The organism is Rhodococcus sp. T9N (assembly GCF_024436645.1).
Classification (GTDB): domain Bacteria; phylum Actinomycetota; class Actinomycetes; order Mycobacteriales; family Mycobacteriaceae; genus Rhodococcus_F; species Rhodococcus_F qingshengii.
This window is the reverse complement of sequence record NZ_JAMSKS010000032.1, coordinates 32,146-56,660: the sequence shown is the minus strand read 5'-3', so window position 1 is coordinate 56,660 and position 24,515 is coordinate 32,146. Positions and strand designations below refer to the sequence as shown.

The window sequence follows — 24,515 nt, the reverse complement described above, 5'->3', positions numbered from 1 at the left end:
TGTTCTCAGTGCTGAACGTATCAAGATCACCACGACCAAGTCGCCGCTGTGGTGCTCGGTCATCATCGTCGTGCTCGCGCTCGGCTTCGCGGCCATCATGGGCGCGGTTGCCAAGTCGGCTCTGACGTCCTCCGACGTCCAGGGAGCACCGGACCTCGACACCGCCGTTGCCACGGCCGGCATCTCGGGTTTCGGAATCATGGTTCTCATGATCATGGCGGCCCTCGCGGTCACCAGTGAGTACCGCTTCGGGACCATCCGCACCACCTTCCAGGCCGTTCCGAACCGTGCCTCGGTTCTGATCGCCAAAGCCGGCCTCATCGGTGCTTTCGGTGCTGTACTGACATTTGTTCTCGCCTTCGGCGCGTACGCCATGGCCAAGGCCATCGCCGGTACCGAGGCGAGTGCCGGATTGACCCTGTCGAGCGGCAGTGACTGGCGCGCGATCTACGGCATCCCGATCTACGCCTTCCTGTGCGTGATTCTCGCTGTCGGCGTCGGATCGATCATTCGCCAGTCGGCCGGCGCAATTGCGTTGCTCCTGCTCTGGCCGCTGCTCATCGAGAGCCTGTTCGGACTGTTCGGCAGCTTCGGCGAGAAGATCACCCCGTTCCTGCCGTTCGCGAATGCAAACCACTTCCTCAGTGCGAGCAGCGGTGGCGTCGACTTCCACTGGGGACCCTGGGGCAGCCTGATCTACTTCGCGGCCTTCGTTCTGGTGATTTTCGGAGCAAGTATCGTCATCGTGAATCGTCGCGACGCCTGATCTTGTCGCTCCCTCGGTAGGTGTTGTCGGGAGACCTACCGAGAACCAGGAGTGACAGCAGAGTAGGGACCCAGTACGAAAAACCATTCGTACTGGGTCCCTTTCCTGTGCTTCGGCCGATATCCTCCGAAGATGAGACTCTTCGGTGTGGTTGTGGTCGCAATGGCTGGAGCACTCGTGGTGAGTGGATGCTCGTCGGGAAGTGAAGCGGCCGTCCCGACAGACCCGGTTGCATTCTCCGAGACCGTCACGGTCGACGCCGTGACCGGGCATCTGGAGCAACTCGAGAAGATCGCCGCCAACAACGAGGGCAATCGATCGGCCGGTACCCCCGGCTACGACGCCAGTGTCGACTACGTGGCAAACCTGCTCGAAGACAAGGGTTTCGAGGTCAGCACCCCGGAATTCGACTTCAGCTCCTTCGATCCCGGCACCGAATCCCTGAAAGCCGCTGACGGCTCCGATGTTCCGGTGCGGGCGCTGACATATTCCACCTCCACGGGACCGACCGGAATCACGGCGCGTCTGGTGGCGATTCCCGCCGACGAGACCCCCGGTTGCGAGGCCACCGACTACGACGGCCGCGACGTGAACGGTGCAATCGTGCTGGTCACCCGCGGAGTGTGCCCGTTCGGCGACAAGCAGAAGATCGCCGCTGATCGCGGCGCGGCGGCGTTGCTGGTTGCCAACAACGAGGACGCAATGCTGGGCGGGGCTACCTTGGGTGAACCCGAAGACGCCCGCATTCCGACCGGCGGGGTGAGTAAGGCGTCGGGCGAGGCTCTTGCCGCAGCGCCCGGAGACCTCACGCTGATTCTCGACACGTCGACGGAAACGACGAAGTCGCGCAACGTGATTGCGCAGACCAAGACCGGCGCGACCGACAACGTGGTTGTCGTGGGCGCCCACCTGGACAGTGTGCCGGAAGGTCCCGGAATCAACGACAACGGAAGCGGTACCGCAGCCGTACTGGAAACCGCGCTGCAGATGGGAAGCTCACCGAGCATCGAAAATGCCGTGCGTTTCGCTTTCTGGGGAGCGGAAGAAGTGGGATTGGTCGGCTCCACCCGCTACGTCGAGGGTCTGAGCGATCAGGAACGGGCCGACATCGCCCTGTACCTGAATTTCGACATGCTCGGTTCGCCCAACGCCGGATACCTGGCTTACGACGGCGACAACTCGGATGCCGTCGGGGAGGGGCCCGGGCCCGAGGGGTCGGCGGGCATCGAGCGCACCTTCGTCGATTTTCTCGCCGGGCGAGGGATTGCGGCGGACGGAACGGACTTCGACGGGCGCTCCGACTACGGCCCGTTCATCGAGATCGGGATCCCGGCGGGTGGCGTGTTCAGCGGCGCGGACGAGCGCAAGACGCCGGCACAGGCCGAGAAGTGGGGCGGAGAAGCGGAGGAGACCTTCGACCCGAACTACCACAGTGCCCAGGACAACCTCGCGAACATCGATCGCGAAGCGCTCGCTGCCAACGCTTCTGCAGTAGCCTTCGGAGTTGCGACGTATGCCCAGGATTTGAGCGGGCCGAACGGAGTTCCCGTCGGCGATGCCCGGACACAGGCCAGAACCGAATGATCGACTGACCGAATGATCGACTGACCGAATGATCGACTGACCGAATGATCGACTGTGCGAGCGACCAGGAGGCCACTGTGCGAGAACGGCGGCAGCACACTGTCTGTAACTCTGAGTTACGCTTGAGTTATGGCTGATCTGTCCCCGGAGAACACCGACACGGCAGGTGCTTCTTCCTCCTCGGTTCGAGGCGTCGTCGACGTCGTCTTGAACTCTGCGGCAGAACTTAACCGTCGGCAGCAGCTCATCGACGCGCTACGACGCCTCAGGCGGGCACTACCCGGTGATCCAGGGTTCGGGGACCCGCTCTCGCTCGCCGGCCCCGGCGGTGCCCGCGCCGTGGCGCGCGTCGCTGACAGATTGCTCGATCAGAAGCCGGCAGCCACTCGCGAAGTGAGCCTCGGAGCACTGCAGGTGTGGCAGGCAGCGCTGGAAAAGATGGGCCGCGGACGTGGCGATCAAGAACTGACCATCGTCTTCACCGATCTGGTGGGCTTCTCCACCTGGTCGCTCGCAGCCGGTGACGGCGCGACGCTGACCCTTCTGCGTGCGGTGGCGCAGGCCGTGGAAACTCCGATCACCGACAACGGCGGACACGTCGTCAAACGGATGGGCGACGGTCTGATGGCAGTGTTCATTCGCCCGGATGCGGCTTTGAAGGCGGTGTTCACCGCGCAGGACGCGCTCGCGGAAGTCGATCTCGACGGATACACCCCACGCATGCGCGTCGGCCTACACACGGGTACCCCGCGTCAGATCGGTGACGACTGGCTCGGCGTCGACGTGACCATCGCCGCCCGGATGATGGGCCTGGGCGGCGACGGCAACGTCATGATGTCGGCGACAACTCTCGAGGAACTCGAAGCCGGCACCCTGGAGGATCTCGATCTCACGATCCGGCCATGGCGGCGAGGGTTTTTCGCGACCACGCCCAACGGAGTTCCCGTCGACCTGGGAATCTGGCGCGTGCGCCGGAACTAGCGCCCTGGACCTCGAGCGCTAGACCTGGAGCCGCCAGAGCGGGGACACCGGACCGTGTCCCGCGCCGAGGTCGTACGACGCCTCGAGACACTTGGTCACCCACTCCTTGCCGAACGCCACCGCGTCCGGAACGGAATAGCCGTGTGCGAGAGCGCAAGTGATCGCAGCAGCCAGCGTGTCTCCGCCGCCGTGATCGTTGCCGGTGTCGATCCGGGCACTGCTGAATTCGAGGAAACGGTCGCCGTCGAACAACAGGTCGGTGGACAACTCCGAAGTACGAAGGTGGCCACCCTTGACGATGGACCATTGAGCGCCGAGCGCATGCAGCGCTTCTGCCGCTTGGCGGGCGCTCTTGTCGTCGACGACCTCGATACCGGTGATCAACCGAACCTCGTCGAGGTTCGGAGTGACCACCGTGGCTGCCGGAATCAAGGTGTTGCGGACCGCGTCGAGAGCTTCTTCGTGCAGCAGCGGATCGCCGTGCATCGACGCGCACACCGGGTCGACCACGAGCGGAATCGGACGGTCGCGGCCGATCCCAACCTCGGCGGCAACCGCGGCCACCGCTTCGATGATCGTCGTCGACGCGAGCATTCCCGTCTTCGCCGCACCGACGCCGATGTCCGAGACCACGACGCGCACCTGGTCGGCGACGATCTCCGGCGGAATCTCGTGGAATCCGCTGACTCCCACCGAATTCTGGACCGTCACTGCGGCGACGGCCACGCAGGCGTGCACTCCGCACATCGCCATCGTGCGGGAATCGGCCTGAATGCCGGCTCCGCCACCGGAGTCGGTTCCGGCGATGGTCAATGCCCGAATCGGGGTCTGTCCGGCGGGGGTCAGGGGCAGCAGCTTCACGACGACGAGCTTACCGATCGGACCTGGGGAAACGGCAGCTCGGTCCCACCTCTCGCGGGAACGACGGCGCGAACTGCGATTGCGATCCGGTCGTTCCCGGTGCAAAAATTGGTCGAACCCGGGACAGCGTCGTCGGTAGCTGATTCTATGAGTGGCATGGATCACAGTTATGGAGAGCGTGCGAACGCAGCTGTCGCCGATCGCGCAGGTGCACATCGTGCCGTGGAGGTCGCCGCAATGAACGACATCGAAAATTCGAAAACCGGAACCTCACCGGAAGTCACGCTCGTGGACAATCCGTCGCACGAACGATTCGAACTGCTCTCCGACGACGAGTTGGTCGGCATCCTCGGATACCGCGACGAAGACGAGATTTCGGGGAGCGGAGCCGAAGCGGGCGACGTGGTTGCGTACATGCATACCGTCGTCAAAGAGGAGTACGGCGGGCAGGGACTGGCAGCCGTACTCGTGCAGTTCGCAATGGACTGCGCCCGTGAACGTGAATGGTCGGTACGGCCCGTGTGTACCTATGTTCAGCGGTACCTCGGCGAGCACCCCGAGTATCTGGAACTGCTCGTCGAGGACTAGAAGCCCGAGGGTGCAAACAGACGATCAGGCTCCGAGATTCACGATCACCCGAGATTCACGATCACCGGAGCGTGATCGCTGGCGCCCTTGCCTTTTCGCTCGTTTCGATCGATCTCGGCCGCCTCGACGCGAGCTGCGAATGCCGGTGAGCCGAGGATGAAGTCGATTCGCATACCCTGCTTCTTCGGGAAGCGAAGCTGCGTGTAATCCCAGTACGTGTACACGCCGGGACCGGGTGTGTACGGGCGAACTACGTCCGCGAACCCGGACTCGGTGAAGGCGGTGAACGCAGCTCGTTCCGGCTCCGACGTGTGGGTCTTGCCCTCGAAGAAAGCGGGATCCCACACGTCGTCGTCCGTGGGAGCGACGTTCCAGTCGCCGACCAGGGCGATCTGCGCGTCGGGATCCTGCTTGAGCCAGCCCTCCGCGTCGTCGCGCAGCTTGGCCAGCCAATCCAGCTTGTAGGCGTAATGCGGGTCTTCCAGCTCACGGCCGTTGGGGACGTACAGGCTCCACACCCGCACACCGCCGCAGGTGGCACCGATCGCACGTGCCTCGCGGACCGGGTCTGCCTCGGGATCCTTGTCGAATCCGGGCTGATCCTCGAATCCGATCTGCACGTCCTCCAAGCCGACGCGGGAAGCGATGGCGACACCGTTCCACTGGCTCAACCCGACGTGGGCGACCTCGTAGCCGATTTCCTTGAAGCGTTCGTACGGAAACTGCTCGTCCTTGCACTTGGTTTCCTGCATTGCCAGGACGTCGACGTCGGATCGACCGAGCCAGTCGATGATCCTGTCGGTACGGGCACGGACGGAGTTGACGTTCCAGGTAGCGATGCGCACGAGGGCAAGCCTAGCGTCAGCCGCCGACAGGATCGGTGGCGTATCGGTAGCGGTGGTGTTCGACGAATCCGAGCCGCTCGTACAGCGCGATCGCCGCGAAGTTGTCCGCCGAAACCTGGAGGTACGCGTGCGTCGCACCGTTCTCACGACCCCAGGAGAGTAGATCTCCGCAGATCAGCGACCCGATTCCGTGACGACGGTGTTCAGGGGCGACGTGAATGCCGGTCAGTCCTACCCAGCGTTTGTGGTCGGGTGCCTCGGTGAGCGCAGCGCGCCCGATGGCAAGCGTCGTGTCGGTGTTTCCGATCGCGCCGAAAGTTGCAGTGCCCACGACAGCCGTGAGGACCGCCTCGACGTACGCCGGATCGCCGTGGGCGTCGTACATCGACAGCCAGTTGTGGTCGGGGCGGTCGGCGAACGAGGTGACCGGAGGACCGAGCGGCAGCGTGACATTGTCCAGATCGGCGGCCATCACGATGGTTTCCTTCTTGCTGGTCCACCCGTCCGGAGCGGTGCCGAGTCGATCGGGGAGGAGCAGCAGGGTTGGCAGGCCGCGGTCACCGAACCACTGGCGTATCCGCTCGATGGTGCTCGCGTCGAAGCCGGCAACCGCCCCCGCACCACCGAGCGGCAAAGCCGAATTGGCGCGGCCGGTGACACCGTGACCGGCGCGCAGCAACCAACCGTCGATCCACGCCTGCTCGACCCCCGGCCACGCCGCCGCAGCAGCCGTTTCGAGGTTTCGAATCTCGCCGATGCGAATCGGGCGGGCCGAGAGACTCTTGAGCGCGATCACCTGATCGGCGGAGACCTGGACCAGCCGACCGTCGCCGGCGCGAACGGCGATGGGATCGGCGCCCTCGAGGATGCCGATGACGTCGGTCATGGGATGCGAATAGCCGGGTGGGAGCTTGTATCGCAAGACCACCCGGCTACCGATCGAAATGTTGCCGTTCAGAGCAGAATTCTCAGTCTTCGTAATCGTCGTCGTCGTGACCGAACGGATCGTCGACGGTCCCCGGCGTCCAGGTCAGACCGGGCTTGCCCCAACCGGAACGCTTGATGATCTTCTTGGCAGCGCGCGCGTTGCGGCCGATCAGTACGTCCGTGTAGAGGAAACCGTCGAGATGCCCGGTCTCGTGCTGGAGCATCCGTGCGAAGAATCCGGTGCCCTCGACCTCGATCGGGTTGCCGTCGGCGTCGGTGCCGGTGACCTTCGCCCAATCGGCGCGACCCGTCGGGAACTGCTCGCCGGGAACGGACAGGCAACCCTCGAAGTCTTCGTCCGGGTCGGGCATCGTCTGGGGGATTTCGGACGTCTCGAGTACCGGGTTCACGACGACGCCGCGTCGACGCTCGCTGCTGCGGTCGTCGCCGGGGCAGTCGTAGACGAAGACTCGCAGTGGAACACCGACCTGATTGGCCGCCAGACCGACGCCGTTGGCAGCGTCCATCGTCTCGTACATGTCTGCGATCAGTTCGGCGATCTCGGCCGGGGACTGAGTGACCGGCTCTGTCGCCTTGTGCAGTACCGGGTCGCCGACGATTCGGATGGGGAGGATAGCCATGCGGACAAGGATAGTGCGGCGCGCCCGCGTAGTTATCACGGCCCGCACACTCGATCATGGTTCAATGGTTGCTGAAGAACAGCGATGTAATTCGTTGCTCGGTCGGAACGTGGGCCGCGGGGGAAATTGTGAGTTACCTTCGGGCCAGGGGACCGGGAAACTCACGGCCGCGAGAATTCGGTCGGAAAAAGAACACCGGGCATACGAGTCTCGCTGACGCCGAGCACAGCAGTCGAGGAGTGACATGGACGGCGCAACCGCGCGTAGTCGGAACCAGTCCGAAGGCACTGGCGCCGACGATTCGGTAGTAGATACAGCAGGCATGCACGAGGTCGGCGAAGACGGCCTCACCCGCCGGGAGCACGACATCCTCTCCTTCGAGCGTCAGTGGTGGAAGTACGCCGGTGCGAAGGAAGAAGCCATCAAGGAGTTGTTCGACATGTCGGCAACCCGCTACTACCAGGTTCTCAACGCCTTGGTCGATCGCCCCGAATCCTTGGCGGCTGATCCCATGCTGGTCAAGCGCCTGCGTCGTCTGCGTGCCAGCCGTCAGAAGGCCAGGGCCGCCCGCCGCCTCGGCTTCGAGGTCACCTGAATCACGCGTACATATGATCGGGCTGTCCACGCACTGGCGATAAGGTCGACATCGTGAGTACCCCGAAAGAGCAGCCGTCCGGACCTCCGCTTCGCGCAATCGCCATGGTGTTGATCGCGTTGGCGATCGTGTTCATCGGTCTCGGAGCAGCCTCACTGGGTGGATCGAGCGACGGTGGATCGGGCGACGAGAACACCGCAGCAGAGCAGACCGAATCCTCGGCGCCTGCCACGACGAGCGCCCCCGCGCCGGCACCTGCCACTTCCAATCCGGCAGCGACGACGCAACCCGCTTCGGGCGATACCACCACCACGTCGCGACCCTCGGGAACTGCGACGACCACGACTTCCAGCTCCGCGAGCGGCACCGACACGTCGAATGTCAGCGTTCGAGTTCTCAACAACAGCACCGTCTCCGGTCTGGCAGCAGGCACCGCCGAGGAATTGACGGCAGCAGGTTGGAACGTCGAGGAGACGGGTAACTACAGCGAGGGCACCGTCAGTACGACGACGGTGTATTACGGATCGTCCGCGGCGGAGAAGGCAGCGGCGCAGAAGATCGCGGCTGAACTCGGAGTCTCCGCAGAGCCTCGATTCGCCGGCATCGCGAACGCGTCACCTGGCGTGATCGTGATCGTGACCTCCAACTGACCGGTCGTGAAGGTGGAACTGACCCGTCGGTTCCAGCTACTACACGCGCCGTTATGATCAGAAGCACTTTCTCGCCACCTCAAAGGAGCGGTTCGATGGCCCCCAGCAGCACCCGGCGTATGTCCTGGCGCGTCGTTGCCCCTGTAGTCGCGATTGCCGCTTTCGGCTTGACCGCTTGCAGTAACAGCGAAGAGCCCAGCAGCGTCCCCGGCACGACTCCTCCGGTGTGGACCGGTGCAGCCGATCCCAGCGCGCACGAAAGCGCGGGCGGCCACGGTTCCGAGACGGCTCACGCCGGCGCTTCTGCCGAAACGGTCACCGCAACGCTGAACGGCACCGACGGCGCCAAGGTCGGAACGGTCACGTTCGCGCAGGAAGGTAGCGACGTCAAGGTCACCCTCGACGCCAAGGGCCTCACCCCCGGCTTCCACGGATTCCACGTCCACCAGGTCGCCAAGTGCGAGACCAATTCCGTTGCCCCCAGCGGCGGAGAGCCGGGTAACTTCCTCTCGGCAGGCGGACACTTCCAGGCCGAGGGTCACACGGGCCACCCGGCGAGCGGCGACCTCACTTCGGTTCAGGTCCTCGAAGACGGCACCGCCACACTGGTCACCACGACCGATGCATTCACCGTCGACGAACTGGTCGCAAACGGTGGAACATCCGTCATGATCCACGCCGGAGCGGACAACTTCGGCAACATCCCGACGCGTTACGCGCCGGCACCGGACCAGCAGACTCTCGACACCGGTGACGCAGGCGGACGCGTTGCTTGCGGTGTCATCACCAAGAGCTGACAAACTCACCTGAGTTTTGCATCACTTCCGGCGACTACCACGCAGTAGCCAGCACGGTGTTTTTACCGACACTGTGATTGGATTCTCTGCGTGGTAGTTCCATTTCCAGGTTCGCCGCGTCCGACGCTGGGCGTGGAGTGGGAGATCGCGCTGGTCGATCGCAAGACCAGAGATCTCTCCAACACAGCAGCCGAGGTGTTTTCGGCGGTCGAAGAGCTTGCCGGCTCCGAAACCCCGCACATCACCAAGGAACTACTGCGAAATACCGTTGAACTCGTCACGGGTATTCATTCGACGGTCGGCGAGGCGATGAGTGATCTCGACAGGTCACTGGATCTGCTGCGTCGCGCTGCGAATCCGCTGGGCGTCGACCTCATCAGCGCGGGCACGCACCCGTTCGCGCAATGGTCGACTCAGTTGGTCACCCGGACGCCCGACTACGACGAGCTCATCGAACGCACGCAGTGGTGGGGTCGGCAGATGCTGATCTGGGGCGTGCACGTCCACGTGGGTGTCTCGTCCGCGGACCGCGTTTTCCCCATCATCAACGCACTGCTGCAGCGCTATCCGCATTTGCTGGCGCTGTCGGCATCCTCGCCGATGTGGGCCGGTGTCGACACCGGCTATGCGTCCAATCGAGCGTTGATGTTCCAGCAGCTCCCCACCGCAGGTCTTCCGTACCAGTTCGAGAACTGGGCCGAATACGAGTCGTTCATCGACGACCAGATGAAGACCGGTGTGATCACCAAGATCGGTGGCATGCACTGGGACATCCGTCCTGCGCCGAAGTGGGGAACCATCGAGGTCCGGGTCTTCGACGGCGTCTCGACGCGCGCCGAACTGGGTGCCCTCGTTGCTCTGGTCCACTGCCTCATCGTCGATCTGGACCGCAGACTGAGCGCCGGTGAGACTCTGCCGAACATGCAGCCGTGGCACGTCAAGGAAAACAAGTGGCGCGCAGCGAGATACGGACTGGACGCCGAGATCATCCTCGACTCCGACGCAAACGAGTGCCTCGTCACTGACGATCTGGATCGCCTACTCGACGACTTGGCGCCGATCGCGGTCTCGCTCGGCTGCGCGGACGAGTTGGCGTCGGTGGCGGACATTCCCCGGCGCGGCGCGTCCTACCAGCGGCAACGTCGTGTAGCGGAAGCGACGGGCGGCGATCTGGTTGCGGTCGTCGACGCCTTGGTCGCAGAGTTGGGCACCTAGCAGGTTCACAGTGCGAAGGACTGTTTCGCGGACTGGAAATCCGGGCATACCAACCGTTTGTCCAGTGGGTGTCCATATTCAGTTCACACGCCGTTTACTATTGTCCGGTGTTGATAGACAGTTGGTCCCAACGAGGGGGCGCACCCGGACAGTCGGACCGTTCGTGGTCGAGTTCTCACCGACTCCTTCTGATCGGCACAGCAGCATTGACCCTGCTGGTCCTGGGCGTGCAGGCGTTCGCGTCGTACAAGGGCTATCTCGGTCCGGTGGAAAGCCTGTTCGGTGACTACTTCCTCGTTCCCCGCTCCGCGACCATGCCTTGGGTGGGCCTCGCTCTCGCGCTCGTCGGACTGAACAACAAAGAACGCATCTACGCGGTATCCGCGGCCGTCGTGATCGACGTGGTCGTCGGCGCGATCCGCTGGTTCTCGGGTGGACCGCTGACTATGGGCACCGGCGGCACCTGGGTGCTGACGGCCATCGCGGTGTACGCGGTGTGGAAGTTGTCCGGTGAGCGTCGACTCAGCGTTCTGCACGGCGTCGCGCTGGGCGCGTTGCTCATCATCGCGGCCAAGGTTGCCGAGACGTGGCTGGAGATCACCATTCTCGTCGGCACCGACGTGTGGGACGAGTACGTCTTTCTCGCCGACCAGGCTCTCGGGAATCCGTCGTGGGTGATGGGCCAGATCGTCGACGCCATGGGCCCCGTCGGTGCCGCAGCCCTCGACTGGATCTACGTCGAACTACCCGTCGCAGTGATCGTGGTTGCTCTCTATCAAGTACGTAAGGGATGGCCGTCGCATCACCTGCTGCGCACGTTCCTGCTCATCGGGCTGATCGGCCCGATCTTCTACGTCCTGTTCCCGGTGGTCGGCCCGGTGTTCGCCTTCGGTCCGCGTGGTTTCGGATTCCAGATCGGTGACTACTGGCCGAACATCGTGCCCAGTTTCGACTTCGCATCACCGTCGTCGCTACCGTTCGACGACGCCGCGCCACGAAACTGCATGCCGAGCCTGCACACCGCGTGGGCAGTCGCGCTGTTCATCCACTCGCGCAGCGGACCGTGGTGGATTCGCAGCCTGGGATCGTTCTGGCTCGTTGCGACCCTGACCGCGACGCTCGGTTTCGGATTCCACTACGGCGTCGACCTCATTGCCGGTGCCGTCCTGTGCTTGACCCTCGATGCGGCGCTACGGGATCCGGAGCGAGGCTGGGGGTGGTTCCGAGTGCGTCTGTTGATCGGTGGCTCGGCACTCCTGGCGGGATTGTTGCTCTCGTACCGGTTCGCTGCGGTGCAGATGGCCGAGTACCCGGCGATCTTCGGGCCGCTGCTGATGGCTGTCCTGGTTCTCATGTCGGTGGCGTACTTCGCCACCTTCTTCGCCCGCCCCGGCACTGCTCTTGCGGTGTGGGGCGAGCGCGACGGCGAGTGGGATGCCGTTACAGGAGAGAGTCCGGGTCTTCCAGCTCGTTGATCTTCATGAGGTCGTCCTCTTCGCGCTGTTCGCGGTAGGCGACTCGGCCGACGCTGTGCGCGATCACGGGCGCCGTCAGCAGCGTGAAGATGCCCACCAGGACCAACATCCAGATGTCGACGCTCCCACGAAGCAGGAACACGGCGCCCATCAGGACCAAGATCAGTCCGACCACCTGAGGTTTCGTGGCCGCGTGCATACGACGCAGAGTGTCGGGGAAGCGAACGATTCCCACCGCGGCGGTCAGCGCGAGCAGCGCGCCGAGGAAGATGGAGATGGCCCCGATCGTGTCGAGGATGTTGCCGATCACTGGTCACTCACCCGGAAGCGCGCGACGGACACGGAACCGATGAAGCCGACCAGCGCCAGCGCGACGATCGCGGGAACAATGGTCGTGTCTTTGCTGTACGCGGCCCAGACCGCGAGTCCACACATCGAGACCGCGATGATCGTGTCCAGGGCGACGAGGCGGTCGAGTGAGCTCGGACCGTCGAGCAATCGGAACGTGGTCAGTACGGCGGCGATCAGCAGAATCACTCCGGAAATGATCAAGATCGTGGTGATGAACCCGTTCATGGTTGGTCCTCCTGCCGGGGTGCATCGAATTCGTAGTCGCGCTGGTGCCATGGGCTGGGTTGCCAGTCCGAATCACGTTCGAACGACGCGATGAACAACCGCTCGAGGTCCTCCACCGAGCGGTAGAACGCGCTGACGGCTTTCTGCGAGCCGACGTCGAGCACGTGGACGTAGACGATGCGTCGGTTCTGGTCGATCTCGAGAACCATCGTGCCGGGGATCAGGTTGAGAACGTCGATGCACAGGGTGAGAACCAGGTCGGACTTGATCCCGAGTTGGTACCGCAGAACTCCGGTGACCGGCGGCGGCGACGGACGGATCGCCAGCCACGCGACCTGGATACTCGACTGGATCGCGTAGTACACGATCATCCACAGCAGACGCAGAATCGACAGCAGATGTACCCGACCCTCGACCGGTACGCGGGGGAGGGGAAGCAGGACCATGATGATCAGGCCGACGGCGAGTCCGCCGAAGATGTTGCCGAAACTGATGTTGCCCCACAACAGGATCCATACGACCATCAGCCACAGCAGGATCCCGACGCGGAGTACCTGTTCGCGTTTCATCGCGGAGCCTCCTCGGTATTCGGGACGTCGGTGTTCGGGGCCTCGGTATTCGGAACGGCTGCGGGGTCGTCTGCAGCGACGGGAGCTTCGTCGACCGGCACGGGCCGGTGGTTGCCGAGAACCGCGTCGATGTAGATGGACCGGTCCTGCAGATCCTTCGCCGCTCTGTCGCTGATGTCGATGATCCGGCCCGCGAACACCGTCAGTGCCAGACCGACGATGACAAGTCCGACCGTCGGAATCAGCATGAAGAGCGGAATCTTGCCGACATCCTCGCGGTCGACGAACGCGATGTCCTCTTCGGACTCGTCGATCAACGCTGACGGGCTGACGTCGGCGAGGTCACCTTCGGGCGCGTCGGCCCGGGCTCGCCAGAAAGCCTTGGTCCACACGCGGGCGACGGCGTAGAGCGTCAGCAAGCTGGTGATCGTGCCGCCGGCAACGAGGATCCAAGCCAACGCGCTGGCGTCGGCCGCACCGGCCTGAAGGAGCGCGACCTTGCCGATGAAGCCCGAGAACGGCGGGATACCACCGAGATTCAGCGCCGGGATCAGGAAGACGATCGCGAGGATCGGGCTGGCCGCCGCCAGACCGCCGAGACGGCGCAGCGACGACGACCCGGCTTGTCGTTCGATCAGACCCACGACGAGGAAGAGCGTCGTCTGCACGATGATGTGGTGGGCGACGTAGTAGATCGCGCCGGACAGCCCGGACGTCGTGGACAGTGCGATACCGAAGATCATGTAACCGATATGGCTGACCAGTGTGAACGAGAGCAGACGTTTGATGTCGCTCTGCGCGATGGCACCCATGATGCCGACCACCATCGTGAGCAGGCCGCACACCATCAGTACGTTGTCGAGTTCTCCTTGCGGGAACAGCAGTGAGTGTGCGCGGATGATCGCGTACACACCGACCTTGGTGAGCAACCCGGCGAAGACGGCGGTGATCGGTGCGGGCGCGGTCGGATACGAGTCCGGTAGCCACGCGGACAGCGGGAAGACCGCAGCCTTGATGCCGAACGCCACGAGCAGGACAGCGAAGATGGCGGTTCGTGTGCCCGGCGGAATGTTGTCGAAGCGCAGGGCCATGTCGGCCATGTTGAGGGTGCCGGTCGCCGCGTAGGCGAAGGCGATGCCCGCCAGGAAGATCAGCGAGGACACCATCGAGACCATCACGTACGAGACGCCTGCCCGGACGCGGTCGGCGCTGGCACCGAGCGTCAGGAGCACGAAACTCGCGGCGAGCAGAACCTCGAACCCGACGTAGAGGTTGAAGAGGTCACCGGCGAGGAACGCGTTGGAGATTCCGGCAGTCAATGCGAGATAGGTCGGCAGGAAGATCGAGACCGGCTGGGCCTCGCTGCCGTCGCGGATACCCTGACCGATCGCGTAGATCATGACGGCGAGCAACACCACCGACGAGACCACGAGCATCATCGCCGAGAGACGGTCGACCACGAGTGTGATGCCGATGGGGGAGTCCCAGCCGCCGACCTGAACGGCCGTAGTACCGTCGCGGTCGGCGAGGTAGAGCAGCAAGCCCGACACCGCGACGACGCCGACGAGCGCGATCAGTGTGATCACGCGCTGGAAACGAGGACGTCGGCCGACGACCAGCGTCGCAGCTGCGGCCAGCATCGGGATCAGAACGGGCAGGGGCGCAAGGGCTCCCATCAGGTTGTCCGAGATGGTCATGCGCCTCCACCTCCCTCGATCTTGGTCTGGCGAGCGTCTTTGCGCCGCTTCTCGGATTCCTTCTTACGAGCAAGGTCGGTGGCCCAGTCGGGTACCGGTTCGTCCTCGAAGTCGCCGTCGTGGAGTTCGTCGTAGCATTCGATGTCCTCGAGGTTGACCAGTTGTTCGAGGGGAATAGGGTTGCCGTCCTTGTCGAATGCGTCGCCGCCGATGCTCGGGGCACCGGTGACCGGGTCGTCGGAGCGGTCGTGGTCGGGAGCGTCGGCAGGCAGGCGACGCTTGAGAACCTTGGTGTCCTCGGGATCGTCCTCGACGGCGTCGGCGGTGTTGATCTTGTAAGACCGGTACGCCAGTGCCAGAACGAAGCCGGCGATACCCATCGTGATCACGATCGCCGTCAGGATCATGCCCTGGGCGAGCGGATCCGCTATTTCCTCGTGGACCGAATCTCGGCCGACGATGGGCGGATTCCCGTCCGATCCACCGACGGTCAGGATCAAGAGGTTGATGGCGTTGCCGAATAGAAGTAGACCGAGCAGCATCCGAGTGATGCTTCGTTCGATCAGCAGGTAGACACCGGCCGACGTGAGGACGCCGATCAGGATCAGCATTCCGATGTTTGCGCTCATGGTGCTTTCACCTCGATTTCTGCGTCGAGGCGGGCGCCGAGACTTCGGAGTACGTCCAGGACCAGGCCGACCACGATGAGGTAGACGCCCAGGTCGAAGAACAGTGCGGTGACCAGTTTGACGTGGCCGATGAGCGGGAGTGTGAACTCGAAGACGGCGGACGAGAGCGCCGGGGCGCCGAGGAACAGCGACACCAGGGCGGTGCCCGCGGCCAGCGCCAAACCGAGGCCGAGAATCTTGCCCGCGTCGATGGGTACGGCTTCACCGAGTTCGTAGCGTCCGCCGGCGAGGTACCGAAGTACCAGCGCCAGGCCCGCCGTCAGGCCTCCGGCGAAACCGCCACCGGGGGCATTGTGACCGGAGAAGAAGAAGTAGATCGACAACACCATGATGGTCGGGAAGATCAACCTCGTGGTGACCTCGAGAACCAGCGAACGGTGTCGAGGATCGATGAGGTCTCCGCCGCGCAACCACGTCGTGTCCGAGTTGGCAGCTGCCTTGTCGACGATGACGGAGGGGGCGTCCGCGACGCGCGGCGCGATACCGAACCGGCGGTTGCGGAAGACGAGGCTGGCGACGCCTGTCGCAGCTACCAGCAGCACCGAGATCTCACCGAGGGTGTCCCATGCGCGGATGTCGACGAGTAGGACGTTGACGACGTTCTTGCCGTTGCCCAGGTCGTAGGCAGCGTCGGGAAGCAGCTCGTAGATCGGACGAGTGTTTCGGGCATTGGTCGCGAAGGCCGCGATGGTGGTGACGGTGATACCGACGGCGATGGCGAGTGCGGCACGCGGCCACTTGAAGCCGATCGCCTTGCTCTCGTCGACTTCGGCGGGGAACTTCCGGAGCACGAGCACGAAGATCACCAGTGTCAGTGTCTCGACGAGGAACTGGGTCAGCGCGAGGTCGGGTGCGCCGTGCAGCGCGAACAACACGCCGCAGCCGTAGCCGGTGAGTCCGACGAGGATGACGCTGGCGAGTCGGTTGCGCATCAGCGTCGCGGCGATGGCGGCCGAGATCATCATCAGCGCGATAGTGAACTGGATGGGTGAATCCCACATCCGAAGGTCGACTCCGCCGCCATCGGTGTCGATGATCAGCAGGAACAGCGGCACAACGACCAGCGTCGCGAGAATCGTCGACTGTGTGCGAGGGAGCGAACCACGCTGAGTGGCACCGGTCAGGCGCATCGAGATGGTGTCCATGCCGCGCAGGGTCGCATCGTAGATACGGTCGGCGTTGCCGAGCGGCGGGTGCTCGAAGTGCAGTCGGCTGATCTGACGCTGCGCGATGTAGAGCGCGATGCCGCCGGCGATGACGATGCAGGTGAGCAGCAGCGGAGTGTTGAATCCGTGCCACAGCGCGAGGTGGTAGTCGGCGTGCGGTCCGGGGGCCAGCGTGGTGGAGTACGGCGTCAGCAGCTTCTCGAGCTGGGGCGAGAGAATGCCGGCGGCCAGACCGAGAACAGCGAGCAGGCCTGGCGCGAACAGGAACAGCCAACCCGGCTTGTGCATCTTGCTCACGGCTGGGCTCGGCTTGCTCAGGGTCTTACGTCCGAAGGCGCCCCAGATGAAGCGGACGCTGTAGCCGACGGTGAGGATCGAGCCCAACACGATCACCGTGACGACGGCGATGGACGACCAGTGGCCGAGCGCGTTCGTTTCGAGCACCGATTCGAGTGCGGCTTCCTTGCCGACGAATCCGAGTAGCGGTGGCAGACCGGCCATGCTGGCGGCAGCGAGGCTCGCGATGATCGCGAGAGCGGGTGCCGCTTTACCCAGGTGAGCAAGTTTGCGCAGGTCACGGGTGCCGGTCGTGTGATCGATGATGCCAACGACCATGAAGAGTGCGGCCTTGAACATCGCGTGCGCCACGACCATCGTCATGCCGGCCAGGGCGGCGTCACGCGTGCCGATGCCGACCAGGACCATCATGAAGCCGAGTTGGCTGACCGTTCCGAAGGCGAGGACGAGTTTGAGGTCGTACGCGCGCATGGCTCGCCAACCGGCGAGGATCATCGACAGCAGACCCAAACTGATGATGGTGATGCGCCACGGCGGCGAATCGGCGTACCCGGGAGCCAGGCGCGCGACGAGGTAGATACCGGCCTTGACCATTGCAGCAGCGTGAAGATAACCGCTGACAGGGGTTGGCGCGGCCATTGCACCGGGAAGCCAGAAGTGCAGGGGCACGATTGCCGATTTGGAGAGCGCACCGATCAGGATCAGGACGATCGCGACGGACGGGAGCCACCCCGTCGGCGGGTTCGCGACCAGTTCGGACAGGTTGTAGCTGCCGCCGACCTGGCCGAGGATGATCATGCCGACCAACATCGCCAGACCACCCGCGGTGGTGACCAGCAGTGCCTGGGTCGCGGCGCGGCGGCTGGTGGCGCGTTCGGCGTAGTGACCCACGAGCAGGAACGACAGGACCGTCGTCAGTTCCCAGAACACGTAGAGAAGCAGCATGTTGTCGCTGGTCACTAGCCCGAACATGGCACCCGCGAAGGCGACCATCTCGGCGGCGAAGATACCGAGTCGAGGTTCGTCGTCGGTGAAGTAGCGGGCGCAGTAGACCAGGATGAGCGTGCCGACACCCAGGACGAGCACGGCCATGATGGCCGAGAGCGCGTCGAACCTGAAGTCGATGTCCATCGACAGCCCTGGAACCCAGGTGATGTGCAGCGTCTCGACGGTGCCCCATTTGTCGATGACCCAGCCGAGGCCGGCGAGGGGGACTATCGCGAGGGGGAAGAAGCCGTTTCGCCCTAACCTGCGCACCACAAGCGGAGCCAAGAGGGCGGCAACGGCATGGGCAAGCAAGATAGCGAGCAAAAGGCACTCCGTCGTGTTGTCAGCGGGCGGCGGGGTGTCCGAACAAAATCGAACCTATCGGATTAACGAGACAATTCACCTTGTCGGAGAGGTTGTCTTTGCGTACATATTACCGGGCGTGGCAGTTTCGATGTGCAGCGAGTCGATTCGGACATCATCGGCACTCGCTGATACACGTAGGTTGGACGACGTGAATTCGTCGACACCCACCACGATCATCCGTACCGCTGCCCTTGCACACATTCGTGACCGCAAGCTGATCCAGACCCGCTCCGTGGGCAAGACGGCGTTCTACATGGCCGGCGGAAAGATCGACCCGGGGGAGACGCCCGAGCAGGCGTTGCACCGCGAAATTCGGGAGGAACTCGACGTCGATCTGGTCGACGGGACGGTCACGTTCCTCGACGTCTTCGAGGCTCACGCTTTCGGACATTCCGCGGACACGGGCCTGCACATGAGTTGTTATCTGGCGGAGATGGCCGGAGACCCGCACCCGACCAGCGAGATCGCCGAGTTCCGCTACTTCACGCTCGCCGAGTACGCAGCGATGGACGATGTGGCGCCAGGATCGCTCAAAGTGTTCCATCGCCTGGCGTCGATGGATCTGATCGACTGATCGGCGGAGGAACGGATCGATTGATCCGCCCCAATCGGAGACTCACGTAGGCGCAGACGGCCACGATGATCAGCGCCACGGCGTCGAGTATCAGAATGTCGGTCGAGATTTCGAACGGGCCGACCGTCGTGATGCCGTTGAAGGGCTTGTTCTCGTCGAGCGGCGTGTACGCCGTCCATCCGTAGTCGAACTGCGGATAGACGAGCAGGGCCAGCGCCGTCGGGCCGAAGATGACACCGAGTCCGACGAGTGCTCGCGACGCTCCGGTCCGCGGTGGCTCTCGGTACATCGCGCTGGCGATCGCGTATGTGACGACCGCAGCGGTGAAGGCGACAAGAAGATCGCTGATCGTGAGAACGTCACCGATCTTCGGCGACGGCGACGTGGCGTAGCTGACGATCCCGGCGACCGTGACCGTCAGGAGCAATCCGTAGCCGACGACTCGCGAGGGAGCGATCGCGCCGATCGCTGCCGCGGCGACGATGACGAGTCCGATCACGACGGCGGTGGAGGCGGGGGTTTTCGACCATTCCATAGCTTCGGTTGCGGGACGGTTCGCCGAGACCGCCGCCAGAGTTGCGACGGCAGCGGTACACATCAGCAGGATACGACTGCCGTCGCCCAGCACCCGCGCGCAGATCACCGTGATCACCAGCGCGACGAGTAGTAGAGGCACCGCCGCCGTGACGGTGGTGATCTCGAACCACCAATTCGCAGCGACCCCGAAGAGAGTGAGCACCGCCGCGATAGTCACCGGTCGAACGGCCATCCGTTCTTTGGGGTGGTCCTTGTCGAAGTCGTGGAACCAGAACGCGGCGACGCAGGCGGCGGCCAATGCCAGCGCGAGCAGTGTTGCCCCCAACACTGGTGGTTGAAACTGGTTGGTGTTGTCGGCGATGTAGTCTGCGTACCGCCGAGGAATAGCGTCCTCGTCGAGGAGTGAATCCGAGACATGCACGGCAACAATCGTTCCCGCGACGGAAGCGGCTCGGACCCGGGGAGCGGCAGCAACCGTGACCGCGCCGACAGCGACTCCCGCACCGACGGGTGAGAGTGCCTCGAAGTTGTGATCGTAGAGCCCGGGCAGTTCGAGTAGGAGTCCACCGAAGACCGTCATGGCCGCGGTCCGCAACCGGCAGCGGGCCATCATCGCGGCTGTCCCGACCGCGACGACAGCCAGAACGCTGGCGCCGATCGTCGAGATCGACCAGAACCTGTCGCCCGTCGAAATCGACGTCGACTGGCTGTTCACGAACGGTGCCAGGGCGACGACGGTGACGACGAATGCCGTCACGCCACTCAGCGCGACGAGCAGCGTCCTGCGGGCGATGGGCACTGCTCCAAAATAGTCAATCCGGTACCAGTTGCACCGCAATAGCAGGTCTCAGTCCGGTGACGGTGTGTCAGTCGACTGGCTCCGGTTCGATCCGAGATTCCGTGGTGTCGACGGGTGGATGGGACCGTCGGAGGATCGCTGCACCGCAGAAGCCGATGATCAAGGCGAAGAGGATTGCAGTGCCGACGGTCTGAGGGGTGACGTAGTCGACGGTGATTCCGACGCCGCGTCCGAATAATCCTCCGTCGCCGTGGGGAGAGACCGCATCGATATCGAGCTGGCCTTGGATGTATATCGACGTCATCATCGGTGGGAAAGCGAGCTGATCGGTGAGAACAGCGATCGACGAGAAGGTCATTGCGGCAAAGGGAATGGCGAGTCCGAGTGTGGCGTCGACCAGGCTGCCGGGAGCCAGGGCACCGAACAGCAATCCGGCGGCGAGACCCAGCGAGGCGATCTTCAGTGCGATTGACCAGACACCGTGCGCGGAGTCGAAGGGCAGTAGTTCTGACAGCGGTACCGCAACGAGAACGGCGATGGGAACGAGGTTTGGCACCTGCTTGTGCAGTCGCAATCCGACGGCGACCGGCAGGGCTGCGAAAAGCACCAGTACCCAGGGGGACTTCAGGTCTCCCCAGTGGCCGGAACCCTTCGCGATGTCGACGAACAGCGGAGCCGACGCAGCGGCCAGAGCGGTTGCGGCCCAGAGGAACTTGCCACCAGCACCGGAGGTGTCGCCGAGACGGTAGGCGGCGATCCATGTCAACGCGAGCGCAGCGCCCGCTGCCAAGACCATGACGATCCAGGCAGTTGCCTCGGACGCGTACTGCTGGCGATCGATCACGGCGCCGAGCACTCGATGCCCGATCGCCAGCGCGGCGATCACCACGAGCGCTATGCGGATTTCGCCCGCGTCGGGCTTGCGGATCCGGAAGCCGGATTGCGCGGTCACTGCACAGGCGATTGCTGCTGCGGCCGTGGCGCCGATCAGCCACCACGACGGCTCACCTACCGAAGACGTACTCATCCGGCCCGTCCCGCCGGCGAACGTGCGAACCGCGAGGAAGGCGGCAAGCACGCCGAGGAGGGTGGCGTTCTTCGTGGCGGTGCGATCCCAACTGACGGCAACCACACAACCCAGAATTGCACCGGCTGCAACACTTTTGACGATGATCAAGGCGATCAGCAGGTCCAGTGACGCAACCTCGGGCACGACTGCCCGAATGATCGCGATGACGGCGACCCCGACGGTGATCGCGATCCAGGCTGCCCGACGGGAGCCGCGACGCTGTGAGAGTGCGCAGGCAAGCACGGCAACCACGGCGCCGAGCCCGACAGCGGTGGGTCCACTGCTGATCCAGCGATCTACTTCCGACGGAGAGGCCACGATGGCCCAGTCACGGAGAACCGGATTGGTCAGGGCCAGCGCCGCGAGTATCCCGGACAGGAGCGCAGCGACGGTGGTGAGGATCGCTCGAAGATCGAGTGGCATCGGGCCAACCTATCGCGGCGCCGCAACATCGGTCGTGGGCGGCGTGAGTGCCGGAAACCAGATGTCGGTGAGAACGTCTGCTGCGACGTCCGCACCCGCGGTGATCGCGCCCTGTTCCGCCCAGCGAATGAAGAAGCGCTCGACTTGTGTCAGCAGGAGCTCGACCCGGAGTTTCGCCTCGTCGTGTCGGCTCTGCGGCCAGCGTGCCAGGTACGACGGCATAGCGTTGGGCAGTGCTGAGATGCCTTCGCGGGCCAGTGTGCGGAACTCGGGTTCGAGGACCATGGCCTCGTCCCACGCCCGCATCATGTGGTGGTGATCGCGGCACCAGTCGAGAGCGCGGTTGATCCAGCCGGCGAATTCTTCGCGCGAACCGGAATCGAGTACGTGGTCGAGATCCTGGAATATGGCGAGGGTGCTGGATACGACGGTGTTCGAGCCGAGCGCCTTGAGGATGTCGATCTTTCCGGGAAAGTGCAGGTAGAAGGTGGCTCGGCTGCAACCGACCCGGCCGGCGATGTCCTCGACGGTGACAGCCGCGTATCCGCGTTCGGTGAAGAGCGCGCCGGCGGCATCCACGAGGTCTGCGCGGGTTCGCTGCTTCTGCTTCTCTCGCAGCGTCAGTCTGCCGGAGGTATCTGTCATTACCAGGATCCTAGTGCCGCGGGGGCTCTCACGGGTCAGTTGCACGAGACTCTCCGTCTTTCACTTGACAGTCCGTTAGTGAAAGCTACTCTGTGGTGTAGCGCACATTCGACCGATCAGAGGACGCCATGACCATCTCGGACACAACACGCACGCCTGACCTGCCGGCCGGATTCGACGTCACCGATCCTGCTGTCCTCGGGGAGCGGATCCCTTTCGAGGAATTCGCCGAACTGCGTCGCAACGCACCCGTGTGGTGGTGTGAGCAGCCGCCGACGGTCGGTGGATTCCAGGACGAGGGCTACTGGGTGGTCTCGCGTCACGCTGACGTCAAAGAGGTCAGCCAGCGCAGCGATGTGTTCTCGAGCTGGGAGAACACCGCGATCGCGCGTTTCGCCGACGACATGCCACGTGAGGCCGTCGAGATGCTCCGGCATCTTCTGCTCAACAAGGATGCACCGGAGCACACCAAGCTCCGCAAGCTGATTTCGAAGCTGTTCACGCCTCGCGCGATCAACGGCATGCGCGACGAATTGGACCGTCGTGCACGGAGCATCGTCGACACCGCTGTGAGCGAAGGCCCGGGCGACTTCGTGAAGCAGGTTGCCAGCGAGCTGCCGCTCCAAGCGATCGCGGATCTGATCGGTGTACCGCAGGACGATCGAGACAAGCTGTTCAAGTGGTCCAACGAGATGATGGGCTACGACGACCCGGAATACCAGGGTGATCCGGCAGTCGCGTCCACCGAGGTCCTCGGATACGCGTACCAAATGGCAGACGCACGTCGTACCTGCCCGGCAGACGACATCGTCACCACTCTGGTCCAGGCCGACATCGACGGCGACTCCTTGAGCCCGGAGGAGTTCGGGTTCTTCGTGCTCATCCTGGCGGTCGCAGGGAACGAGACCACTCGCAACGCCATCACGCACGGAATGATCGCGTTCCTGGACAACCCCGAGCAGTGGGAGCTGTACAAGAAGGAACGTCCCAAGACGACGGCCGACGAGATCGTCCGTTGGGCGACACCCGTCACCGCCTTCCAGCGCACCGCGCTCGAGGACACGGAATTGGCAGGAGTGTCGATCAAGAAGGGGCAGCGCGTGGTGATGCTGTACAGCTCCGCGAACTTCGACGAGGACGTGTTCGAGAACCCGATGACGTTCGACATCACTCGTAACCCCAATCCGCACTTGGGCTTCGGCGGAACGGGCGCGCACTTCTGCATCGGTGCCAACCTCGCTCGTATGGAGATCGACTTGATGTTCAACGCGATCGCCGACAACGTCCCGGACATCACCAAGATCGGTGATCCGCGCCGTCTGCGCTCGGGTTGGATCAACGGCATCAAGGAGTTCCAGGTCGATTACAAGAGCACAGGCTGCCCGGTCGCTCACTAGAGTCGGTAGGTGAGAGGTACACCCCACGATCTCGAGGAGCCACCGCATGACTTCGATCAACGACAAGGCAACTGCTCTACTGGCGTTGCACCAGCCAGGTAATCCGGTCATTCTCCCGACGGTGTGGGACGCGTGGTCGGCGAATCTTGCGGTGGCTGCCGGTTTTGCAGCCCTGACGGTAGGCAGTCATCCGGTTTCCGATTCCATCGGCAAGCCGGACAACGAGGGCATCACCTTCGACGAACTTCTGCACCGGATCAAGCAGATCACCGGTGCGGTCGACGCCCCGATCTCGGTGGACATCGAGGGTGGTTACGGGCTCGAGCCGGCAGTTCTCATCGACGGGTTGATCGATGCCGGCGCTGTCGGACTCAACATCGAGGACACCGTTCACAGTGAAGGCGGACGCTTGCGCGAGGCGCAGGAGCACGCCGACTTCGTGGGTGGGCTTCGTCAGGCCGCCGACGCAGCCGGAGTTCACGTTGTCGTCAACGCGCGCACCGACCTGTTCGTGAAGCAGGTCGGTGACGAGTCCGATCGCGTCGATCGCGCCATCGCACGCCTCAAGCTGGCGGCCGACGCCGGCGCCGACGTTCTTTACCCCGTCGGGCGGCATGACGACGCGACCCAGCGCCGCCTGACGTCCGAGCTCCCACTTCCGATCAATGCGATCGGAATCCCGGATCAGGACGACCCGGCAAGTTTCGGTCCGCTCGGAGTGGCACGTGTGAGCTTCGGTCCGTTCTTCCAGATGGCATTGGCCAACCGTGCGAACGAGATCTTGGGACGCTGGAAGTAA

The 24,515-nt window shown here is 63.8% G+C and carries 25 protein-coding genes; 12 read left to right on the top strand and 13 right to left on the bottom strand.

Features of this window, described 5'->3' with window-relative positions; genetic code table 11:
* The 3 genes from M1L53_RS31305 to M1L53_RS31295 all read left to right on the top strand — a co-directional run.
* On the top strand, positions 1-766 hold a 766-nt coding region (locus M1L53_RS31305; RefSeq protein WP_007730130.1), incomplete at its 5' end, for an ABC transporter permease.
* A gap of 132 nt (positions 767-898) precedes the next feature.
* Complete coding sequence (locus tag M1L53_RS31300) at positions 899-2,350, top strand: M20/M25/M40 family metallo-hydrolase (protein WP_187781773.1); 1,452 nt, start codon at positions 899-901, stop codon at positions 2,348-2,350.
* Between the two features lie 129 nt (positions 2,351-2,479).
* The gene (locus M1L53_RS31295) at positions 2,480-3,331 is read left to right on the top strand and encodes an adenylate/guanylate cyclase domain-containing protein (RefSeq protein WP_007730127.1); all 852 of its coding nucleotides are present in this window, start codon (positions 2,480-2,482) and stop codon (positions 3,329-3,331) included.
* 18 nt (positions 3,332-3,349) lie between these two features.
* On the opposite strand, the gene thiD is transcribed toward M1L53_RS31295, so the two are convergent.
* Entirely contained in the window at positions 3,350-4,192 is an 843-nt protein-coding gene (gene thiD, locus M1L53_RS31290) for a bifunctional hydroxymethylpyrimidine kinase/phosphomethylpyrimidine kinase (RefSeq protein WP_003945044.1), read from the bottom strand.
* Between the two features lie 156 nt (positions 4,193-4,348).
* Here thiD and M1L53_RS31285 point away from each other — a divergent pair, with 156 nt between their 5' ends.
* Entirely contained in the window at positions 4,349-4,780 is a 432-nt protein-coding gene (locus tag M1L53_RS31285; protein WP_007730124.1) for a GNAT family N-acetyltransferase, read from the top strand.
* Between the two features lie 44 nt (positions 4,781-4,824).
* On the opposite strand, the gene M1L53_RS31280 is transcribed toward M1L53_RS31285, so the two are convergent.
* Genes M1L53_RS31280 through M1L53_RS31270 form a run of 3 tightly spaced genes read right to left on the bottom strand, consistent with a single transcriptional unit; the run spans position 4,825 to position 7,193 of the window.
* Entirely contained in the window at positions 4,825-5,625 is an 801-nt protein-coding gene (locus tag M1L53_RS31280) for an exodeoxyribonuclease III (RefSeq protein ID WP_054186900.1), read from the bottom strand.
* A gap of 16 nt (positions 5,626-5,641) precedes the next feature.
* Positions 5,642-6,553 carry an N-acetyltransferase gene (locus M1L53_RS31275; RefSeq protein WP_083471125.1) on the bottom strand — a complete coding sequence of 304 codons (912 nt, stop codon included), beginning with the start codon at positions 6,551-6,553 and terminating at the stop codon, positions 5,642-5,644.
* 40 nt (positions 6,554-6,593) lie between these two features.
* Complete coding sequence (locus tag M1L53_RS31270) at positions 6,594-7,193, bottom strand: peptide deformylase (RefSeq protein WP_003945053.1); 600 nt, start codon at positions 7,191-7,193, stop codon at positions 6,594-6,596.
* Positions 7,194-7,437: 244 nt separating this feature from the next.
* Between M1L53_RS31270 and M1L53_RS31265 the strand changes: the two genes are divergently transcribed.
* The 5 genes from M1L53_RS31265 to M1L53_RS31245 all read left to right on the top strand — a co-directional run bounded on the left by M1L53_RS31265 (position 7,438) and on the right by M1L53_RS31245 (position 11,925).
* Positions 7,438-7,788 (top strand): DUF3263 domain-containing protein, encoded by a 351-nt coding sequence (locus tag M1L53_RS31265; protein ID WP_007730120.1) that lies wholly within the window; start codon positions 7,438-7,440, stop codon positions 7,786-7,788.
* A gap of 53 nt (positions 7,789-7,841) precedes the next feature.
* The gene (locus M1L53_RS31260) at positions 7,842-8,438 is read left to right on the top strand and encodes a LytR C-terminal domain-containing protein (RefSeq protein WP_054186902.1); all 597 of its coding nucleotides are present in this window, start codon (positions 7,842-7,844) and stop codon (positions 8,436-8,438) included.
* A 95-nt stretch (positions 8,439-8,533) separates the two neighbouring features.
* Positions 8,534-9,235: a superoxide dismutase[Cu-Zn] gene (gene sodC, locus M1L53_RS31255; RefSeq protein ID WP_007730117.1), complete on the top strand. Its 702-nt coding sequence runs from the start codon at positions 8,534-8,536 to the stop codon at positions 9,233-9,235.
* A 90-nt stretch (positions 9,236-9,325) separates the two neighbouring features.
* Positions 9,326-10,450, top strand: a complete 1,125-nt coding sequence (locus tag M1L53_RS31250) for a glutamate--cysteine ligase (RefSeq protein WP_003945034.1) — start codon at positions 9,326-9,328, stop codon at positions 10,448-10,450.
* A 107-nt stretch (positions 10,451-10,557) separates the two neighbouring features.
* The gene (locus M1L53_RS31245) at positions 10,558-11,925 is read left to right on the top strand and encodes a phosphatase PAP2 family protein (RefSeq protein WP_054186903.1); all 1,368 of its coding nucleotides are present in this window, start codon (positions 10,558-10,560) and stop codon (positions 11,923-11,925) included.
* Here M1L53_RS31245 and mnhG read toward each other — a convergent pair.
* The 6 genes from mnhG to M1L53_RS31215 are packed head-to-tail and all read right to left on the bottom strand — an operon-like array spanning position 11,891 to position 18,230.
* Positions 11,891-12,235, bottom strand: coding sequence for a monovalent cation/H(+) antiporter subunit G (mnhG, locus tag M1L53_RS31240; protein ID WP_003945045.1), 345 nt, complete (start codon positions 12,233-12,235; stop codon positions 11,891-11,893). The two genes, M1L53_RS31245 and mnhG, sit on opposite strands and share 35 nt — an antisense overlap.
* Complete coding sequence (locus M1L53_RS31235) at positions 12,232-12,501, bottom strand: monovalent cation/H+ antiporter complex subunit F (RefSeq protein WP_003945061.1); 270 nt, start codon at positions 12,499-12,501, stop codon at positions 12,232-12,234. Before M1L53_RS31235 ends, mnhG begins: the two co-directional genes overlap by 4 nt.
* Complete coding sequence (locus tag M1L53_RS31230; RefSeq protein ID WP_003945063.1) at positions 12,498-13,070, bottom strand: Na+/H+ antiporter subunit E; 573 nt, start codon at positions 13,068-13,070, stop codon at positions 12,498-12,500. The genes M1L53_RS31235 and M1L53_RS31230 overlap by 4 nt, the downstream gene beginning before the upstream one ends.
* Positions 13,067-14,767: a Na+/H+ antiporter subunit D gene (locus tag M1L53_RS31225; RefSeq protein ID WP_003945059.1), complete on the bottom strand. Its 1,701-nt coding sequence runs from the start codon at positions 14,765-14,767 to the stop codon at positions 13,067-13,069. The genes M1L53_RS31230 and M1L53_RS31225 overlap by 4 nt, the downstream gene beginning before the upstream one ends.
* Positions 14,764-15,396, bottom strand: a complete 633-nt coding sequence (locus M1L53_RS31220) for a Na(+)/H(+) antiporter subunit C (protein ID WP_261949427.1) — start codon at positions 15,394-15,396, stop codon at positions 14,764-14,766. The genes M1L53_RS31225 and M1L53_RS31220 overlap by 4 nt, the downstream gene beginning before the upstream one ends.
* Positions 15,393-18,230 carry a Na+/H+ antiporter subunit A gene (locus M1L53_RS31215; RefSeq protein ID WP_047268846.1) on the bottom strand — a complete coding sequence of 946 codons (2,838 nt, stop codon included), beginning with the start codon at positions 18,228-18,230 and terminating at the stop codon, positions 15,393-15,395. The genes M1L53_RS31220 and M1L53_RS31215 overlap by 4 nt, the downstream gene beginning before the upstream one ends.
* A gap of 190 nt (positions 18,231-18,420) precedes the next feature.
* On the opposite strand from M1L53_RS31215, the gene M1L53_RS31210 reads away from it, so the two are divergent.
* Positions 18,421-18,846, top strand: coding sequence for an NUDIX domain-containing protein (locus M1L53_RS31210; protein ID WP_054186909.1), 426 nt, complete (start codon positions 18,421-18,423; stop codon positions 18,844-18,846).
* Here the strand turns inward: M1L53_RS31210 and M1L53_RS31205 are convergent.
* The 3 genes from M1L53_RS31205 to M1L53_RS31195 form a co-directional block, all read right to left on the bottom strand.
* Entirely contained in the window at positions 18,803-20,182 is a 1,380-nt protein-coding gene (locus M1L53_RS31205) for a hypothetical protein (RefSeq protein ID WP_232318973.1), read from the bottom strand. The genes M1L53_RS31210 and M1L53_RS31205 overlap by 44 nt on opposite strands.
* Before the next feature lie 67 nt (positions 20,183-20,249).
* Complete coding sequence (locus tag M1L53_RS31200; protein ID WP_054186904.1) at positions 20,250-21,674, bottom strand: hypothetical protein; 1,425 nt, start codon at positions 21,672-21,674, stop codon at positions 20,250-20,252.
* Between the two features lie 9 nt (positions 21,675-21,683).
* Positions 21,684-22,319: a TetR/AcrR family transcriptional regulator gene (locus M1L53_RS31195; RefSeq protein WP_042926208.1), complete on the bottom strand. Its 636-nt coding sequence runs from the start codon at positions 22,317-22,319 to the stop codon at positions 21,684-21,686.
* A gap of 128 nt (positions 22,320-22,447) precedes the next feature.
* Here M1L53_RS31195 and M1L53_RS31190 point away from each other — a divergent pair, with 128 nt between their 5' ends.
* Complete coding sequence (locus M1L53_RS31190) at positions 22,448-23,716, top strand: cytochrome P450 (RefSeq protein ID WP_003945041.1); 1,269 nt, start codon at positions 22,448-22,450, stop codon at positions 23,714-23,716.
* 46 nt (positions 23,717-23,762) lie between these two features.
* Positions 23,763-24,515 carry an isocitrate lyase/phosphoenolpyruvate mutase family protein gene (locus tag M1L53_RS31185; RefSeq protein ID WP_007730096.1) on the top strand — a complete coding sequence of 251 codons (753 nt, stop codon included), beginning with the start codon at positions 23,763-23,765 and terminating at the stop codon, positions 24,513-24,515.

Excerpts from the sequence above, each read along its gene's own strand:
- M1L53_RS31185 (WP_007730096.1), top strand. The coding sequence starts at position 23,763 with ATGACTTCGATCAACGACAAGGCAACTGCTCTACTGGCGTTGCACCAG.
- M1L53_RS31295 (WP_007730127.1), top strand. The coding sequence starts at position 2,480 with ATGGCTGATCTGTCCCCGGAGAACACCGACACGGCAGGTGCTTCTTCC.
- M1L53_RS31265 (WP_007730120.1), top strand. The coding sequence starts at position 7,438 with ATGGACGGCGCAACCGCGCGTAGTCGGAACCAGTCCGAAGGCACTGGC.
- M1L53_RS31225 (WP_003945059.1), bottom strand. The coding sequence starts at position 14,767 with ATGACCATCTCGGACAACCTGATGGGAGCCCTTGCGCCCCTGCCCGTT.
- M1L53_RS31220 (WP_261949427.1), bottom strand. The coding sequence starts at position 15,396 with ATGAGCGCAAACATCGGAATGCTGATCCTGATCGGCGTCCTCACGTCG.
- M1L53_RS31235 (WP_003945061.1), bottom strand. The coding sequence starts at position 12,501 with ATGAACGGGTTCATCACCACGATCTTGATCATTTCCGGAGTGATTCTG.
- M1L53_RS31190 (WP_003945041.1), top strand. The coding sequence starts at position 22,448 with ATGACCATCTCGGACACAACACGCACGCCTGACCTGCCGGCCGGATTC.
- M1L53_RS31230 (WP_003945063.1), bottom strand. The coding sequence starts at position 13,070 with ATGAAACGCGAACAGGTACTCCGCGTCGGGATCCTGCTGTGGCTGATG.
- M1L53_RS31300 (WP_187781773.1), top strand. The coding sequence starts at position 899 with ATGAGACTCTTCGGTGTGGTTGTGGTCGCAATGGCTGGAGCACTCGTG.
- M1L53_RS31270 (WP_003945053.1), bottom strand. The coding sequence starts at position 7,193 with ATGGCTATCCTCCCCATCCGAATCGTCGGCGACCCGGTACTGCACAAG.
- M1L53_RS31285 (WP_007730124.1), top strand. The coding sequence starts at position 4,349 with ATGGATCACAGTTATGGAGAGCGTGCGAACGCAGCTGTCGCCGATCGC.
- M1L53_RS31200 (WP_054186904.1), bottom strand. The coding sequence starts at position 21,674 with ATGCCACTCGATCTTCGAGCGATCCTCACCACCGTCGCTGCGCTCCTG.
- sodC (WP_007730117.1), top strand. The coding sequence starts at position 8,534 with ATGGCCCCCAGCAGCACCCGGCGTATGTCCTGGCGCGTCGTTGCCCCT.
- M1L53_RS31195 (WP_042926208.1), bottom strand. The coding sequence starts at position 22,319 with ATGACAGATACCTCCGGCAGACTGACGCTGCGAGAGAAGCAGAAGCAG.